The following is a 16,771-nucleotide window of genomic DNA, read 5'->3' on the forward strand; positions in this document are numbered from 1 at the left end:
GTCTCACTCACTGGGAAAACTTCCTCTCTTTTTTCGCGCTTCCATTGCTTTTTCCAGTAAATCTAACAATCCTGGCGCTTCTTCTTGGATACTGAGTAACAATCTTTCCCCAAGTTCTATATTCCCCGGATCAATACCTGTTGCCATCACTTCTTTCAGGCGAGGTATCGCTATGCCATCCACAATCTGAATTAATCCACTCAGACAACGGTGAAATTGCCTTTCTGTGAGAATCGAGTCTTCTAGAGGGAACTCAATAATGGCACGGATTTCGCCATCGGATGGGTCATACTCCCATTGCAACATTTTGGTTTCCCAGGAAATGGCAAGCATTGTCTGTAGGATAGCTGCCTTGTGAGGATGGTCTTGGATTCCTGCCAGAACTTGAGGGGCAAATACCCGAAAAAATTTTCCCTCTTCATCCAGCTGGACAACTATTAGAAAATCTTCTAGGTTATCAGCCTCCACACCTGTTATAATTCGGTCTTCTTCATCATCAAAACGGTAGTCCCAACCAAGGTTGTCTAAATAGTTGGCAATCTGTTTGAGGTTAGCTCCCATAAAAGCCTCATAAGGAACGTGGAGCAGCTGTTACCAGCCTAGTTTAACCTGCTAATGACAGTTGTTTGGGTTGGTGTAGATACTTCTCATCACATAGAAGTATGCAATTTGGGCATGGGGCATTGGGCATGGGGCAACTAAATTTATTTGTGGGTATTATTAATTTTGAATTTTGAATTTTGAATTGGGAGCGGAGCGACGTGACTCTTGCTCATTATTAAAGAAGCGATAATCACTTTTTTCCAAATCTTATCCAGTGAAGCAGATGGCACTAACTCACTTAAATTTTAATATTCTCTTCTAGGTTTAATGAATGTATTGCTAGAGCAAGTATGGTGGTAGGATTTTAAATAAAACTCGAAAGCTGAAGCCAAGTTAAGATAATTTCTACATAGCATCTGAGGCTTTTGAAAATATAAGTAAAAACTTCAACTACCGCTTTTAAAAGCGAATAAATATAGCACGGAGGCTGGTAAACTTTGATATTACAAGCAAAAAATTGTTTTCACTGAATGATTGTAGTGAGCAATACACAGCAACGGATAGCGATCGCTCGTGCTTTAGCCATGCAACCCAAATTTCAGCAACCCCAAAGAAGAAAGAACACGCAAGTTTTTGTCACAAATTATCTAGAAAATCTTTGATTAATCTAACCCTTTTGTCCCACAACTTCACACCAAGCTTGAGCAAAAAATCCATCTGGGTGCTGACTCCATTCCCGTAAAGCACTGCTCATTGTTGTAAGCGATCGCTCATCAGTCCAACCCTTCTCCACAGCTTGATCAACATTTCCCGAAGCCTCGATTCGCACCGCCAGATATTCTGCGATCGCACTTAGCGGTTCATAACATTGATAAGAAGCGGAAGCTTTGATATTAATAAACCCAGTTTCCCGCAGCAAAGCGCGTAACTCTCTACCTACGTAAGGATTACCAGAATTCTGCTCATGGAGCCATTTGTAATAAGTAATCGCCTTGTCCAGTTCTGGCGGGAAGGGTGCAATCAGACATCCACCCCAGTCAGGACTACGAAGACCAACAATTCCGCCAGGTTTCAAAACTCGCTGAAGTTCCCGCAATGCTTGCACCGGTTCTTGAAGATGCTCAAACAGCGCATGGGAAAAAATTGCGTCAAAGGTGTTATCTGGAAAGGGTAGAGCATATATATTCCCCTCCAAAAAATTAGCATTGCTGACAGCTTGGGTGAAAGCGCTTTCAGCAGCTATCTGAATTTGAGAAGCTTCTGTGTCAATACCTGTAAGCGTACCAGGGGCGATCGCTTTTGCTAAACCCAAAGCGATCGCACCAGGGCCACAACCACAATCCAACAACTTCATCCCTGGACGTAAATAAGGCGTGAAAAACGCAGCATGAGTATCTACGCTGCGATTTGCCATAAAATTCGTCGCATTGCTCGAATAGCCTGGAGTATACTTTTCCGGCATAGCTCTGACTCCCTACGATATCTGTATGAGTATCATAGGCAGGTAGTTTTCAGATGTCCAATATATATTTAGATAAAATTGAAACTTATAAAATATCAAAAAAATGGAATTGCGACATCTGCGCTACTTTATTGCTGTAGCTGAAGAATTGCACTTCAGTAGAGCCGCCGAACGACTGCACATCGCTCAACCGCCCTTAAGCCAGCAAATTCAGCAACTAGAGGCACAATTGGGGGTACAACTGTTTCACCGCAAAACTAAGCGACAGGTGCAGTTAACGGAAGCTGGGCAAGTTTTTTTGCAAGAGGCTTATCAACTTTTGGCTCAACTCCAAAAAGCAATTGAGCTAACTCAAAGAATAGGAAGAGGTGAGGAGGGACAACTACGAATCGGATTTACCAGTTTGGTAACTTATGATTTGCTTCCTGTGATTTTGCGGCGGTTTCGAGAACAGTTTCCAGAAGTAGAGTTGATTTTGCAGGAACTAACCACAACTCAGCAGGAACAAGCGCTACAGGATCACCGCATCCATGTAGGTTTTGCCCATCCACCCTTAGAAGACAACACACTCAATCAAGAGTGCATTCAGCAAGAAGCTTTAATTGTGGCTATGTTGGAAACTCATCCCTTAGCTGAACAAGAAAAGATTTCAGTGCGATCGCTAGTAAACGAAAACTTTATCATGTTCCCTCGCCATTTGGGGCCCGGACTTTACGACCAAATCGTAAGTCTTTGTCAGCAAGGAAATTTCAGCCCCAAAGTGACTCAAGAAGCGATTCAGATGCAGACGATTATCGGATTGGTTTCAGCAGGAATGGGGATTGCGATCGCGCCGTCTTCATTGCAAAATCTTCAGAGGGCTGGTGTGGTGTATCGCGCTGTAGAGGAGAAAACACCATTAGTAGAAACGGCTGTAGTTTGGCGACAAGAGAATATGACACCTGTGCTAAGGGAATTTCTGCAAGTTGTCAGGAGTATCTGTTGAGATATTGAACAGGAGGCGATCGCCTAATGGCAAAGCTAGACAAATATCGACAATATATTAAGAATTTGCTTCAACAACACGCTAGTATTGTTTGGGATAATCGCATTCAAGCACAGACAATTTTTTATCCAGAACACGATCATTATCAATTAGTTTATGTAGGTTGGCGTGATCAAGACCGCATATATGGGCCTGTTCTCCATCTAGATATTATTGCCGAGAAAATCTGGATTCAGCAAGATGGGACAGAGGTAGGAATTGCTAATGAATTGGTTGAATTAGGTGTCCCCAAAGAGGATATTGTTTTAGGTTTTCAGTTACCCTCTGTACGTAAATATACAGATTTTGCTGTTAGTTAATTTAATTTATTAAAAATAGCGATCGCTCTCTTGTTTTGCTTCGCATCATCTCGTTAAAAAAGAGCGATCGCTTTAACTAAAATAATCTTACCACTCATCACTGGCTGCTGAACAGATGTATTCTGCGGTTGCTCGTGTTCCATAAATTTTTGATGGCTAATTATATAGTTGTGGATAACTTAAAATAGCCTTAACTACATACAAATATCAGTCGTAGATTTACGTAATAAATTTAATTATTCCAATTTCTCCTCTTCCTCTGGGTTCTCTGTGCCTCTGCGGTTCGTAAAAAAAAAGGCGAACTCGAAAGTTCGCCCGTAACCTTTTGGAACTGCAATTTATCATTTTGAATCAAAAATCTAACAATTATATTTGTATCAACCGCAATCATGCCACGATTCCTCTATACCTTGGCTAATTGCATTATCCATATCCTCAAGGCTTTTAGGTTTTCCTGGATATTTTAAGCAACCTGCTACATCATCTAATTTAGTTACTGAAAAAAATTAAGTACAAGGGTGAAATCTTTCCCTCAAATTATCCAGCTAATGATTCTGGTACAGCCTACATAGATTTTTTTCAATTTGATACCAGAACGAATACGCGCAAAGGAATTATTGCTATAGATTTACAAAGGTGGAAACCATGATGATCAAAAACGAGCAACAATATCAACATTCTTTAGATTGGTTGCAACGCTTTGAACAGTCTATAGCATCATTGGATAGCAATGAACACTTGAAAGCAGAACCAGAGCGATGGAAGCTTCACAGAGACTCATATCAAAGTCAAGTTGACGAGCTAAAGTCAGAAATCACAGAATACGAAAGACTTATTAATTGCGACACCAGCAAACCTTTAAAAATTAAAGTTGATTCTTTAAATAAGCTGCCAAATGCTTTAATTAAAGCTCGAATAGCAGCCAAAAATAGTCAGCAAGAACTTGCTGATATATTAGGAATTGATGAACAAAGAGTGAAAGAGTATGAGGATACAGATTATCAATGTGCCAGTTTTGTAGAAATTCTCGAAGTCAGCACCGCTTTGGGTGTTGAATTTGAAACGGCAACTGTGCAAGTAGATTTTGCAGAAATAGAAGCAGTTAAAAAAAGCGTAGACAAATGGCGCAAATAAAAACTGAATATTAAATAGTTGAAAATAGCGATCGCTTCAACTAAAAAATATCCCCACTTCAATAAAATTTACTGATCATAATGATATTTAGAAGTCAAAATAATCAATCTTCTTCAATTTTATAAGTTTGTGGTTCAAAGACAATTTTTTCATATTCATCTAAATTAACAAAAATTAAGTTACCTTTTTCTACATTTTCTAAAGCTTTGAGTAGATGTTTTTTGTTAGTTTCTGATTTCAGAAGATAGGTAGTTTCGTCTTCTTCAAATGGTGGTTCAATTAGCATAATGACTTGTACTACAGTTTTCGCATCTTTATCATCTTGTAACTGTATCTGAGTGAGATGAATTTGAGCGATCGCTTTCTCCTCTGCGGTTTGTTCAATCTTCTGGAGGATGCCAACCCGCAAGTACCCAATAACTGCGAACTTCTAGTGCATCTGCATCATCGCTCAAATGTAAAACTGCAACAGTTGCTCTACCAGTCGGCGTTTTGCCAACAATACGTAGACCATCTTCACTCCAGCCAAAATGCTTAAACCAGACTTGAGTACGAGGGTTAAATAGCTTTACCGTTTCGCTCGTCTCTGGATCAACCCCTGTAGTTTTATCACTTTTGTAGCGATTACATAGGGGACAAGCTAGCCACAAGTTTGATTCATCATTGCCACCATTTTTAGATATGGGAATAATGTGTTCAATTTCCAAACGTGCCATTACTAAACGCTGAGGACTCAAACAATAACCACAGCGATTTCGAGCATCGGTGCGGACACGACGTTCTATTTCTACAGAAATGTAAAAGCGTGCCATTGCTGTTAATTGAGGGCTGGTTTCAAGCCGCGTTCAACAGCCACTTTTAAGGCTCTTGCTTTACTTATTAAGCCACGTCGGTAGACCTGCATTAGTTCATCTAGTTGACGAACTTCTGCATCATTAAGCTGTCCCTCTCGGTGACGCGCTTGCAAGTCACTGAAAACTTCTTGCTGCTGAGTTTCCATCTGTATATCGCACATAGCCAAAACCTGATCATCTGGTAATGACTCCAGAGGTAGTTCGGTAATGGCGCGGTCAATCCATTCTAGTAATACATCTTCAAGTCGCCGATGTGTGAAAGCAGCGATTTCCTTTGCTTTTTGTGCCAGTGTTTCAGGGAGTTGAAGGGTGACAATTTCAGCCATTTTCTACCTGCTTGCCTTTTACTTATGATTGTATCTGCGATCGCTCTCTTGTTTTGCTTTGTATCCTCTAGTTAAAAAGAGCGATCGCTCGCTTTTCTTTGTTAGCGTAGGCGGTTCGTGAAAAAGAGCGATCGCTATTAGAGAAAATAGAACTCAAATTGGGAATACTGAGTAAAGCGCAGGTATTTGCTGTTTAGAGGCAAAGTGGTTTATTGCCATACATCGCGCTGCTGACAATTTAGCAACTAGGAGAAGATCGTGAGTTTAGCAGTTACAGTGACTTTTATGCTTGCTGATTGGATTGCCAAAGGATTGGCAGATGGAACTTTTGAAAGGGTAGGGGGTGTTATCCGAGATGTAGGAACAAAACAAGTCGTTAGTTGGTTACGGGAGCAGGGATCAAATAATTCCCAAGTACCAACACCAACTGATACCCCCAACAATTTACTCAACCTTGTTTTCTCCGGTGCAAATCTTGTTGCTTCAGGGGCTAATGCGGCTGCGACAGGAAAAGGATTAGCTGATGTTAACCAGCGTTTGGGTGGGATTGAAAATCAGTTAGGTAAGATTGGGCAAAGTGTGCAGTTCACTCAAGGAATTTTGCAGGTAACTAGTGCAGTCAGTATACTTAACCTTGGTGTCTCAGTTATAGGTTTTGCTGTGATAGCACAACGGCTTAAGGAATTAGAACAACGCTTACAACAAGCGCAAAAAGTGTTAAATAACATTAATCGTAAAATCGACCTTAGTTTCTATGCAAATTTTCGTGCTGCAATCGAATTAGCAAATAACGCTTTTACAATGACCAAAATTGATAATCGTAGAAGCAGCGCCCTACAAGCTATTAACCGCTTTTTAGAAGCACAACATATCTACACTGAATATACTGATATCGAAATTGAGCAAAAAAGTCAAATTGCTGATGAATATTTGCTAACTTTATCTTTAGCGTACCTAGCTGAAGCACGTTGCTATTTAGAATTAGAAGAACACGAAACAGCACTTCGTCGCTTTCAAGAAGGGGCTAAAGTTATCCATTCTCGTATTCATAAATATGTTGATATTCTGCTAACCTCTAACCCCGCAGCATACTTACACCCTCAGTTAAAAGATCAGATTGATTTGCGAAGACTGACCAGAATTTATCAATGGATTGACCCAGTTTTGGATGAAAATGCTGTGTTTCAACTTCAGCGTAAGAATCTGTTTAAGATAGCCAAAGATCCTCAAAAATGGTTAGACTCAATACCAGCAGCAATTTTAACTCACGTTGAGGTTGAAGGTGGTTGGTTTGGCCCAAGTCAGGATGATTTGAACCAAGAAGCTTACAAACGTCTTCCCCAAGTATTTGAAGTAATGGAATCTATGATTGAAACCAATCGCCGCTTTGAATCTTACCAAACAGAAGTACAAGCAATATCCCAACTAGGAATCAGCTTTCATGACTGGCTTAAATTAACTCCATCTACAGAAATTAAACCAGACGGCGCAGAATTAATGTACATAATTCCATCCAAACCTCTAGAGTTACAGCCTTCCATCTGAACTAAGTACAGCATTTCATTCATTCGTAGCGAATTAAAATTGGCAAGACTCTGCGTTTAAAAACGCTACGATTCCTCTACACCTTGGCGAATTGCATTATCGATATCCTTAAGAGTTTTAGGTTTTCCCTGATATTTTAAGCAACCTGCTACATCATCTAATTTAGTTACTGAAAAAAAATTACTAGGCTTTAATAAATCACCGGCTTCTGAAATTGCTTCTGTTTTAACTCCAACTTTTTTCATATTCTTCCAGATTTCTATATGTGGGAATAGATTGGTTAGTAACCACAGAATAAAGAACATCTGGGTCTAAATCTGCGCCATTATCCCAGTGAATTGTTCCCCATTCAGCGTTAAGTTTAACAGTTTTAAAATAGTTTAAATCTTTTAAAGGTGCAAAAATTCCTGTAAATTCGATTAGCTGGTTAATATCAACAATACCTTCTTTTCCGTCTTCAAACTTTAAATAGAGTTGATATTTCTTGTGAGGAATAACTTCTATAATGTCTTTAAGCATAATTCACTCTAATGGTTGAATTTTTTCTAAGAGATTATTTTGTATTGCCAGTTGCCAGTTTTCTCTAAGTTCTGATTTGTGCATAGCTGCCCATTCAATTACTAAACCAAGAACTCTAGGAGTGAGTTTACCTTCTAAAATTGATAAGGTTTCTATATGAATAATTGCCTTTTGCTGATTGTAGCGGACATGGAAATGAGGGGGCGGATGGTTGTTATAGTACATAGTAATGATAATCCCTAAAAAACGACAAATTTCAGGCATCACATCACCTCCTCAATTATGCTGTCTATTCAGCCATACCTACTTGATTGTAACTATTTATAGTAGCTCTTACTTTGCGCCTCTGTGAGAGGATGTTTGAAAAGTTCGGTCGGTAGCAAAACGTTTTAGATCCCCCTAAATCCCCCTTAAAAAGGGGGACTTTGACTCCGGTTCCCCCCTTTTTAAGGGGGGTTAGGGGGGATCAATAAGTGCCTAAAATCACAGCCAACCACTTTTCAAACATCCTCTAAGACAAAAAAAGGCGAACTTTAAAGTGTTCGCCTCAATAATTATGCTGTTGCTCAATCCAAACTCAAATCTAAATCTTCGCTTCTTCTCTCACTAACTTATCCCAACCCAAGTCTTTCAAATTATTATTTCGACGTAGCGGACGAGTCACCAACTCTAACATGTCACGCGCATTCGTAAAGCCGTGAATTTGAGCAAAAGTGAACTCCACCGACCACTTAGTATTAATACCGCGTGCTTCCAACGGGTTAGCGTGAGCCATACCAGTAATTACCAAGTCTGGTTTCAACGCATAAATTCGCTGAAGTTGATTGTAATTATCCGGCTTCTCCACAATCCTTGGCAGAGGTGAATTCATTTCCTGGCAAGTTTTCTCCAACAATGCCAACTCAGCAGCTTGATAGCGCTTATCCATGTAGGGAATGCCGATTTCGTGAACAGTCATCCCACAACGGATTAAAAATCGTGCTTGGGAAACTTCCAGCAAGTTATCACCCATGAAGAATACAGACTTACCGCGAATCAGTTTCACATAATCTTCCAAACCTGCCCAAATTTGTGCTTCCCGTTCATCCAAACCCTTGGGAGTTATACCGAACACCGAGCAGATTTTCTCAATCCAAGCGCGGGTGCCATCGGGGCCAATGGGGAAGGGTGCGCCAATGAGTTTACACTTGCGGCGGCGCATTAAGGTGGTGGCTGTGCGGCTGAGGAAGGGGTTGACACCAGCGACATAATACCCTTCTTCCAGTACTGGCAATTCTGTGAAGCGCTTCGCGGGTAGCCAGCCGGAAACTTTGATACCTTGTTTTTTCAGTTCCAAGGTTAACTGAGTAACTACGGGGTCGGGAAGAGAGCCAAAGAGAACCAGTGGTGGATGATCCACGTACTCAGATTCATCTTGGGCGACATCTTCTTTCTTCTTACCGAAGTTGAGCAATTTAGCGATCGCATTGCGTTCACTTTTCTCTGTTTCCGCCACCGGAGCCTTATCAGGACAACGGTTAGCCATAGCAGCTAATACGGTGTCTTCCCCTTGGGTGAAGGCGTAATCTAGACCATTTGCACGCGCGACTACGATGGGAATACCGATTTCGGATTCCAGCTTTGGTGCCAAACCTTCCAAATCTGTTTTGATAATTTCAGTGGTGCAAGTGCCAATCCAGACAATTACACTAGGATTGCGATCGCGTTTAATCTGCAAGCACAACCGTTTTAACTCTTCATAATCATTCAGCTGTGCCGAAATATCGCCCTCTTCCAACTCTGCCATTGCATAGCGAGGTTCAGCAAAAATCATCACCCCCATCGCGTTTTGCAGGAAGTAGCCACAAGTTTTTGTCCCAATCACCAAAAAGAAGCTATCTTCAATTTTTTGGTATAACCACGCCACGCAGCTAATTGGGCAAAAGGTATGGTAATTCCCTGTTTCACATTCAAAGTTTAAAGCTTCTGGTTGTTGAGCGACAGTCATTTTGGTTTTTTCTCCCCTTGATATTTAATGGCAGGTCAACGAATTTTAGATTTTAGATTGATAATTTTGGATTGAAGACTGGGACAACAAAAGTATCCTATGTCTGACGACAATTTCCCTAATTCCTAATCCAAAATCCCAAATCTAAAACTTAAAATTGCGAGGAACGGCAATAATTAAGCGTTGGGGAAGAGACGGGCAATTTCTGATTCATCAAAAACGCCTGCTGGCAATTCTTCCCCTAAGAAATCGTTACTTTCTTCAGCCTTTTGCAAAGCTGTTTCATCACCCCAAACATCTGACAACACGTCTTTAAACGCATTCTCATCTAGTGGACTATCTTCAAGCGCCTCGTCTTCATCCAGCTTTACTTCCATTGCAGCTGTTGTATCGAAGGCAATTTCCCCAAACTCATCTGCTTCTAGACTAGAGATTTGCAGAGACTCATCTTTTAAGTCGTGTCCGTTGGTTAAGGAAATATCGCCAAAGGCATTTTCGGTTTCCACCAACTCGCTGATCTCCAGGCTTTGATCATCAGAATCCACATCCACGATTGCGAACTCTTCAACTACCGCCACCGACGCAAAGCCATTTGTATGAGAATGTGTCAATGTTTCATCTTCAGGCTTTTCGTCAACGACATCTGCTGCTTCTTCTAGGTATTTCTCCGGTTCTGGGTTGATGACAAAGCGATTACCGAGAGCGAAATCTGGGTCAAAATGCAAATCCAGCACCTCAATCAGCGTATCGGCGTCAGGATTAAGTTTAGCAAAGGGCAACATTAACTGCGCTAGCTTTGGCTCTAGGGCATTAAGAACTCCCAGGATGAGGTAAGAAGGTGGTCGCTTCCCGCCATCAGGGGTGTACACTGATTCCACTTGCATGTGCAGGGTAATCCAGTCCCGATTGTTCTGGAAAAATTGCAACCACTTTTGCTTTATTGAATCCGTAAAGCTGTCAAAGAAAGCCATATTATTGTCCCCCATCCTGAGAACTTGGTGATTTATACAATCATCAAGTCTAGTTCCTCTTCTGAATTAGGAACCTGGGGTTTACCCGGATTTAGATAAAAATCGGACAACAAAGAGAACAACTCCCGATCTGGTGTGTCGTTAGGTACAACACCTTCGGGACGCGCCAGAATTTGGTCGGCGATGTTGAGATAGTAGTCGCAAACGTAGTCTAGGGAAGGATCTTGCTCTGCCATTTCAAACAAAGTTTTCCCTTTCACACGGGAAACACGGATATCTTCAATTAAAGGTAAAACCTCTAGAACTGGCATGGGCACTGCTTCTATATATTTTTCAATTAAGTCGCGTTTGGAGGTGCGGTTGCCAATTAACCCAGCTAGACGCAGTGGGTGAGTTCGGGCTTTTTCGCGGACTGAAGCAGCAATCCGGTTAGCAGCAAACAAAGCATCAAAGCCGTTGTCTGTAACGATCAGGCAGTAATCTGCATAGTTGAGTGGTGCTGCAAAACCACCGCAAACTACGTCACCCAGAACGTCAAAGAGAATTATATCGTATTCATCAAAGGCGTTGAGTTCTTTAAGTAATTTTACGGTCTCACCGACTACGTACCCACCGCATCCAGCACCCGCAGGTGGGCCACCAGCTTCTACGCAATCCACACCACCGTAGCCTTTGTAAATTACATCTTCCGGCCAGACATCTTCGTAGTGATAGTCCTTTTCTTGGAGGGTGTCGATGATTGTCGGAATCAAAAACCCAGTCAGGGTAAAGGTGCTGTCATGTTTGGGGTCGCAGCCAATTTGCAGCACTTTCTTGCCACGTTTAGCTAGGGCGACGGATATATTACAGCTAGTCGTGGATTTACCGATACCACCTTTTCCGTAGACTGCTAGTTTCACTGTTGTTTGCCTCTTATAGCTTTTTATCAAACTTGTGGCTCAAACATTTGCCTTCACCTGTCTTGAGATGGCGATGCGTGAGGTCTGTTGATGTCATTATTGGGCAAATTACATAGAAAAGAAAGTGGCTGTTAATCTGTAAAACGGTCTAATATCAAGTATTAAAGCTTAATTAGGTATATTTGGAATTTTATCAAGCTTAAAGACTTTAATAGCTCTAAAAACAGTCACTAAAAAGTTTTTATAACTTATTTTTATAAAAATAGTTACAAAATACAAAAAGCTGTAATTGGCTTTTTTGAATGCTTTTAATAGAATTAGCTGATGGTCGTACAACGCGTTTTCAGGGTATTGGGGCGCATGGTCAAGGGTAAAGAGAGGTATATGTAGCGCTATGCTAGAAATACCAGTGAAATTTGCGTTAACGTAGCTCACCGTTCGCGTAGCGTCTCGTAGAGAAGGTATTGCAGATAAATTGGCAGTTTTCAGCCGATAGCCAAGACCCTTTAATTGCTGCTTGAGAGTAAGTTACTCTGGTTTTGTAAAAAATTATTAAATTGCCAAATATACGAGGCGGAGCCTCAATGAGGGGCATTCCCAGTCTCTGACTGGGAACGAGGCTACTTAGGGCAATCAGGACACCTCAGTTTCAAGTTCCTGGATTTCCTGTAATGTTTGCCAGCCAGCTTGCCACTGGGAGTTATCTTGTAATAATTTGGCATTTATCCAAAAACGGACTTTCGGATCGCAAGCAGCAACCATTTCGGCGTAAACCCACTTAGCCTGATTTTTACGGTTAACAACTTGGAAGTGCCGCCAGCCATCAACTTTTTGCTGTGCTGTCCACTTAGAACCAACTAGATAAGGAAATTTTTGTTTTTTTGTCATTAGTCAATTGTCTCTCCTCTGCTTCCCCACTCCCCAGCTAAGATCGAAGCAAATCACCATTACGGGTAAACTTCTGACAATGCAACTCACCATCTTGCTGGACACATAGCGAAAACCATCTGATATGGCTCCAACAGGTGTTGATGTTGTTGGTAATTTTGCGCTTTTTCTTGGAAAGGCGTTGCCTTACGACTTCATTAGGGCAAAGAATTTCTAACGTACCCGTACCATCTTCGTAATTGACGATGCGAAATAGACAGTCTTGCAACATAGCACGGCTGCTGCTGTCGAAGAACCGCTTAAACCGCTGTAGCTTTTCCCCTTCAGTCATTTGGCTGATGGGTTTTATTTTCAAGAAATCCTCATCCTCAAAGTCAAAGTCATCATCTTCAAAGTCGTAGGGGTCAATCATTTTCAGCATCCACTACCTGGGATTATGGTAACTCTGTGTGAGGGCAGGAAGAGAATCGTGGGGGCAAGGTTCTAGATGAATGGTACTTGGAGTGGTTCAGATGCGATCGCCATCCGGTGAGTTCAAACGTTGGGTCGTGTAGAGCTATAATTTCAGGCAAAGGATTCCAAACTCCAAGCATGACTACAGTAGCAATCTTGCCAATCTTTGATGCTGATGGTGAAAAAACTTATCGCGCCATTGCAGGGGATAAGCACTCTGTTGGCAAAACTGCGGGGCAAGCCCTAGATGCGTTAACTACTCAATTGGGTGAAACGGAGTTCAGCGCACTGCTTGTCATTCAAAATTTTAGCCCTGACCCGTTTTTTAGTGCTAAACAACAAAAACGGTTATCGGAATTGATGAGTTTGTGGCGGTTAGGACGAGATCATGGGCAAGCATTGCCACCAGAGCTACAAGCAGAGCTGGATACTTTGGTTGAGGCAGAATTAAAAGCAGCAACAGCCAGAACAGCTACATTGATACAACAAGAGAGTTTGTGAATCGGTATTATACTGCGATCGCTGGGCGTGCCAACCATCGTTGTGAGTACTGCCAAGCCCCTGAACTAATCTTTAATTTTCCATTTGAGGTTGAGCATATCATCCCGCTCTCTGGCCAAGGTGAAAATGACGAAGCAAATTTAGCCCTTGCGTGTCGCTCCTGTAATCTCCGTAAAGGAACTCGTATTAGTGGCATTATGCTTGCTTCCAACACTGAAGTTAGTTTCTTTCATCCCAGACAGGATAAGTGGAGTGAGAATTTTCAGGTTGATACTCAATCTGGGAAGATTATAGGCATTACTTCCTCTGGAAAAGTCACTATCGAAATATTTGGAGATGAACAGTGCTTCTCAAGTGGCAGCCCGACAATTATGGATTCGTTTGGGTTTGTTTCCGTAGTTGTACAGCAAACCCTAAATGGGAAATCGGGACTAGGGGAAAATACGACTTTTACAAGACGTGAACACCGATCTAGGCGATCGCTCTGGTGTTCTTACAATATCTATTGAGAGCAGAAATTTTCTTTACTTGGTGTTCTGGTGGTAGCCGACACTAATGGCTGCGCCTTTACGTTCCTGAAAAAGCCTATGCAACCTACTAATCCTGACCAATTTACAGAAAAAGCCTGGGAAGCGATCGCCCATACCCCCGATATTGTTAAACAATATCAACAACAGCAAATTGAAAGCGAACACCTGATGAAAGCGCTGCTAGAACAAGATGGACTAGCCAACGTGATCTTTACTAAAGTGGGTGTTAACCTTCAAAAACTGCGCGATCGCACTGAACAATTTTTACAACGTCAGCCAAAAGTATCTGGTACCAGCAGTTCTGTCTATTTAGGACGCAGCTTGGATACACTTCTAGATCGGGCAGACGGATATCGCAAGGAGTTTCAAGATGAATATATTTCAATTGAACACTTACTGCTGGCTTACGCTAAAGATGACCGCTTTGGCAAAGGTTTATTCCAAGAATTTGGTTTAGACGAAGGCAAGCTAAAAAATATTATTAAACAAATTCGTGGGAGCCAAAAAGTGACCGACCAAAATCCAGAAGGCAAATACGAAGCACTGGAAAAATACGGACGTGACCTCACAGAAGCCGCCCGTAAAGGTCAACTTGACCCAGTGATTGGGCGGGATGATGAGATTCGCCGCACTATTCAAATTCTTTCTCGCCGCACCAAAAATAACCCTGTGTTAATTGGTGAACCTGGTGTTGGTAAAACTGCGATCGCTGAAGGATTAGCACAGCGCATTATCGCAGGCGATGTCCCTCAATCCCTCAAAGACCGCAAGCTAATCGCTTTAGATATGGGTGCTTTGATTGCAGGGGCAAAATTCCGAGGTGAATTTGAAGAACGCCTGAAAGCAGTATTAAAAGAAGTTACCGAATCTGGCGGTAAGATTGTTTTATTTATTGATGAAATTCACACCGTTGTCGGCGCTGGTGCAACCCAAGGCGCGATGGATGCGGGTAACTTGTTAAAACCGATGTTGGCGCGGGGCGAATTGCGTTGTATTGGGGCGACAACGTTGGATGAATACCGCAAATATATCGAGAAAGATGCCGCTTTGGAAAGACGCTTCCAGCAAGTTTATGTGGATCAGCCCAGTGTCGAAGATAGTATTTCGATTTTGCGCGGGTTGAGAGAACGTTATGAAAACCATCACGGGGTGAAGATTTCTGATAGTGCTTTAGTTGCAGCGGCGATATTGTCGAGTCGATATATTAGCGATCGCTTCCTCCCTGATAAAGCCATTGACTTGGTAGACGAAGCCGCCGCTAGACTGAAAATGGAGATTACCTCCAAACCAGAAGAACTTGACGAAATTGATCGCAAGATTCTGCAATTGGAAATGGAGAAGCTTTCACTGCAAAAAGAAAGCGATGCAGCTTCTCGTGAACGTCTAGAAAGACTCGTAAAAGAAATTGCCGATCTCAAAGAAGAACAAAGAACACTGAATACTCAATGGCAATCAGAAAAAGATATTATTGACAAAATTCAATCCGTTAAAAAAGAGATTGAACAGGTCAACTTAGAGATTCAGCAAGCAGAACGCGACTACGACCTTAACCGCGCTGCGGAGTTGAAATACGGCACTTTAACTAGTTTGCATCGTCAATTGGAAGCAGTAGAAGCTGAATTAGCAAACACTCAAAGAAGTGGTAAATCACTATTACGAGAGGAAGTCACAGAAGCTGATATTGCTGAAATTATTTCTAAATGGACAGGGATTCCCATCAGCAAATTGGTGGAATCTGAGAAAGAAAAACTGCTGCATTTAGAAGATGAACTGCACCGCCGCGTGATTGGACAAGAAGAAGCAGTCACAGCTGTAGCAGATGCAATTCAGCGATCGCGGGCTGGACTGGCTGATCCTAATCGTCCCATCGCTAGCTTTATTTTCCTTGGGCCTACGGGTGTAGGTAAAACTGAATTGGCGAAAGCGCTGGCGGCGTATATGTTCGATAGCGAAGATGCGCTGGTGCGAATCGATATGTCTGAGTATATGGAGAAACACGCCGTCTCTCGCTTAATTGGTGCGCCTCCAGGATACGTGGGTTATGAAGAAGGCGGACAACTTACAGAAGCGATTCGTCGCCGTCCTTACTCAGTGATTCTCTTCGACGAAATCGAAAAAGCACACCCCGATGTATTTAATATCTTCCTGCAAATTCTCGATGATGGTCGCGTCACTGATGCCCAAGGTCATAAAGTGGACTTCAAGAACGCTATTATCATCATGACCAGCAACATCGGTTCGCAGTACATTCTGGATGTCGCCGGAGATAACGCCCACTACGACGAAATGCGCCGTCGAGTCATGGAGGCGATGCGAAATAGCTTCCGTCCAGAGTTCCTGAACCGAGTTGACGAAATCATCATCTTCCACGGTTTAGATAGAAGGGAATTGCGGCAAATTGTGCTATTGCAAGTTGAGAGATTGCGGAAAAGACTTAGCGATCGCAAAATATCCCTCAAACTCTCGGATGCTGGACTTGACTTTTTAGCAGAAGTAGGGTATGACCCAGTATATGGGGCGCGTCCACTGAAGCGGGCGATTCAGCGAGAGTTAGAAACTCAAATTGCTAAATACATCTTGCGCGGCGAATTCAACGACGGCGACACCATTTTTGTAGATGTGCAAAATGAAAGGTTGTCGTTTAGCCGTTTACCAGTCGAGGTATTTACTGGATAATTACACCTCACAAATCACACACAAAAACCCGTTTTCTAACAGAGATCGGGTTTTTGAATTATCTAAGGGAAAGTGGGAATCCTAAATTATGTTCATAAAAGGAGTTGGGAATTAGAAAAACTCTTTCCCAGTCCCCAGT

The 16,771-nt window shown here is 42.1% G+C and carries 20 protein-coding genes and 2 pseudogenes; 8 read left to right on the top strand and 14 right to left on the bottom strand.

The features are described 5' to 3' along the window. Positions 1 to 3: 3 nt before the first annotated feature. The gene (locus HWQ41_RS02890; RefSeq protein WP_292759759.1) at positions 4 to 561 is read right to left on the bottom strand and encodes a hypothetical protein; all 558 of its coding nucleotides are present in this window, start codon (positions 559 to 561) and stop codon (positions 4 to 6) included. Positions 562 to 1,082: 521 nt separating this feature from the next. Between HWQ41_RS02890 and HWQ41_RS02895 the strand changes: the two genes are divergently transcribed. Continuing rightward, on the top strand, positions 1,083 to 1,205 hold the full coding sequence (locus HWQ41_RS02895; RefSeq protein ID WP_292759761.1) for a hypothetical protein: 123 nt from the start codon (positions 1,083 to 1,085) through the stop codon (positions 1,203 to 1,205). Between the two features lie 5 nt (positions 1,206 to 1,210). Here the strand turns inward: HWQ41_RS02895 and HWQ41_RS02900 are convergent, their stop codons facing one another. Continuing rightward, positions 1,211 to 2,005, bottom strand: coding sequence for a methyltransferase domain-containing protein (locus HWQ41_RS02900; RefSeq protein WP_292759763.1), 795 nt, complete (start codon positions 2,003 to 2,005; stop codon positions 1,211 to 1,213). Positions 2,006 to 2,108: 103 nt separating this feature from the next. Here HWQ41_RS02900 and HWQ41_RS02905 point away from each other — a divergent pair, with 103 nt between their 5' ends. Together HWQ41_RS02905 and HWQ41_RS02910 are read left to right on the top strand one after the other, a co-directional pair. After that, positions 2,109 to 2,990 carry a LysR family transcriptional regulator gene (locus HWQ41_RS02905; RefSeq protein ID WP_292759765.1) on the top strand — a complete coding sequence of 294 codons (882 nt, stop codon included), beginning with the start codon at positions 2,109 to 2,111 and terminating at the stop codon, positions 2,988 to 2,990. A 26-nt stretch (positions 2,991 to 3,016) separates the two neighbouring features. Further along, positions 3,017 to 3,349, top strand: a complete 333-nt coding sequence (locus tag HWQ41_RS02910) for a XisI protein (RefSeq protein ID WP_292759767.1) — start codon at positions 3,017 to 3,019, stop codon at positions 3,347 to 3,349. Positions 3,350 to 3,726: 377 nt separating this feature from the next. Here HWQ41_RS02910 and HWQ41_RS02915 read toward each other — a convergent pair. Continuing rightward, positions 3,727 to 3,843: pseudogene (locus HWQ41_RS02915) on the bottom strand (AbrB family transcriptional regulator); the annotation flags it as partial. Between the two features lie 151 nt (positions 3,844 to 3,994). Between HWQ41_RS02915 and HWQ41_RS02920 the strand changes: the two are divergent. After that, positions 3,995 to 4,483 (top strand): helix-turn-helix transcriptional regulator, encoded by a 489-nt coding sequence (locus HWQ41_RS02920; RefSeq protein WP_366931626.1) that lies wholly within the window; start codon positions 3,995 to 3,997, stop codon positions 4,481 to 4,483. Positions 4,484 to 4,586: 103 nt separating this feature from the next. Here the strand turns inward: HWQ41_RS02920 and HWQ41_RS02925 are convergent, their stop codons facing one another. Genes HWQ41_RS02925 through HWQ41_RS02935 form a run of 3 tightly spaced genes read right to left on the bottom strand, consistent with a single transcriptional unit; the run spans position 4,587 to position 5,663 of the window. Further along, positions 4,587 to 4,841, bottom strand: coding sequence for a hypothetical protein (locus tag HWQ41_RS02925; RefSeq protein ID WP_292759805.1), 255 nt, complete (start codon positions 4,839 to 4,841; stop codon positions 4,587 to 4,589). Positions 4,842 to 4,863: 22 nt separating this feature from the next. Beyond that, a complete protein-coding gene (locus tag HWQ41_RS02930) occupies positions 4,864 to 5,295 on the bottom strand; it encodes an HNH endonuclease signature motif containing protein (protein ID WP_292759769.1) in 432 nt (143 codons plus the stop codon). A gap of 5 nt (positions 5,296 to 5,300) precedes the next feature. Further along, the gene (locus HWQ41_RS02935; RefSeq protein ID WP_292759771.1) at positions 5,301 to 5,663 is read right to left on the bottom strand and encodes a hypothetical protein; all 363 of its coding nucleotides are present in this window, start codon (positions 5,661 to 5,663) and stop codon (positions 5,301 to 5,303) included. A gap of 258 nt (positions 5,664 to 5,921) precedes the next feature. Here HWQ41_RS02935 and HWQ41_RS02940 point away from each other — a divergent pair, with 258 nt between their 5' ends. Further along, positions 5,922 to 7,208, top strand: coding sequence for a hypothetical protein (locus HWQ41_RS02940; protein ID WP_292759773.1), 1,287 nt, complete (start codon positions 5,922 to 5,924; stop codon positions 7,206 to 7,208). 65 nt (positions 7,209 to 7,273) lie between these two features. Here HWQ41_RS02940 and HWQ41_RS02945 read toward each other — a convergent pair. The 8 genes and pseudogenes from HWQ41_RS02945 to HWQ41_RS02980 form a co-directional block, all read right to left on the bottom strand. Further along, positions 7,274 to 7,411, bottom strand: a pseudogene (locus HWQ41_RS02945) (AbrB family transcriptional regulator); the annotation flags it as partial. A 22-nt stretch (positions 7,412 to 7,433) separates the two neighbouring features. Continuing rightward, entirely contained in the window at positions 7,434 to 7,727 is a 294-nt protein-coding gene (locus HWQ41_RS02950; RefSeq protein ID WP_292759775.1) for a DUF2442 domain-containing protein, read from the bottom strand. A gap of 3 nt (positions 7,728 to 7,730) precedes the next feature. Beyond that, positions 7,731 to 7,991, bottom strand: coding sequence for a DUF4160 domain-containing protein (locus tag HWQ41_RS02955; protein ID WP_292759777.1), 261 nt, complete (start codon positions 7,989 to 7,991; stop codon positions 7,731 to 7,733). 319 nt (positions 7,992 to 8,310) lie between these two features. Next, positions 8,311 to 9,714, bottom strand: a complete 1,404-nt coding sequence (locus HWQ41_RS02960) for a ferredoxin:protochlorophyllide reductase (ATP-dependent) subunit N (protein WP_292759779.1) — start codon at positions 9,712 to 9,714, stop codon at positions 8,311 to 8,313. 176 nt (positions 9,715 to 9,890) lie between these two features. Then, positions 9,891 to 10,685: a DUF5331 domain-containing protein gene (locus HWQ41_RS02965; protein WP_292759781.1), complete on the bottom strand. Its 795-nt coding sequence runs from the start codon at positions 10,683 to 10,685 to the stop codon at positions 9,891 to 9,893. 32 nt (positions 10,686 to 10,717) lie between these two features. Next, positions 10,718 to 11,584, bottom strand: coding sequence for a ferredoxin:protochlorophyllide reductase (ATP-dependent) iron-sulfur ATP-binding protein (gene bchL / locus HWQ41_RS02970; protein WP_196528135.1), 867 nt, complete (start codon positions 11,582 to 11,584; stop codon positions 10,718 to 10,720). A 633-nt stretch (positions 11,585 to 12,217) separates the two neighbouring features. Beyond that, positions 12,218 to 12,472 carry a TIGR02450 family Trp-rich protein gene (locus tag HWQ41_RS02975; RefSeq protein WP_292759785.1) on the bottom strand — a complete coding sequence of 85 codons (255 nt, stop codon included), beginning with the start codon at positions 12,470 to 12,472 and terminating at the stop codon, positions 12,218 to 12,220. A 37-nt stretch (positions 12,473 to 12,509) separates the two neighbouring features. Beyond that, complete coding sequence (locus HWQ41_RS02980) at positions 12,510 to 12,884, bottom strand: hypothetical protein (RefSeq protein ID WP_292759787.1); 375 nt, start codon at positions 12,882 to 12,884, stop codon at positions 12,510 to 12,512. 179 nt (positions 12,885 to 13,063) lie between these two features. Between HWQ41_RS02980 and HWQ41_RS02985 the strand changes: the two genes are divergently transcribed. The 3 genes from HWQ41_RS02985 to clpB all read left to right on the top strand — a co-directional run bounded on the left by HWQ41_RS02985 (position 13,064) and on the right by clpB (position 16,632). Beyond that, positions 13,064 to 13,426, top strand: a complete 363-nt coding sequence (locus HWQ41_RS02985) for a hypothetical protein (RefSeq protein ID WP_292759789.1) — start codon at positions 13,064 to 13,066, stop codon at positions 13,424 to 13,426. Then, positions 13,423 to 13,935, top strand: a complete 513-nt coding sequence (locus HWQ41_RS02990) for an HNH endonuclease signature motif containing protein (protein WP_292759791.1) — start codon at positions 13,423 to 13,425, stop codon at positions 13,933 to 13,935. The genes HWQ41_RS02985 and HWQ41_RS02990 overlap by 4 nt, the downstream gene beginning before the upstream one ends. Positions 13,936 to 14,013: 78 nt before the next feature. After that, positions 14,014 to 16,632, top strand: coding sequence for an ATP-dependent chaperone ClpB (gene clpB / locus HWQ41_RS02995; protein ID WP_292759793.1), 2,619 nt, complete (start codon positions 14,014 to 14,016; stop codon positions 16,630 to 16,632). Positions 16,633 to 16,771: the final 139 nt, after the last annotated feature.

It is taken from the genome of Nostoc sp. NOS(2021), assembly GCF_017115025.1.
GTDB lineage: Bacteria > Cyanobacteriota > Cyanobacteriia > Cyanobacteriales > Nostocaceae > Nostoc.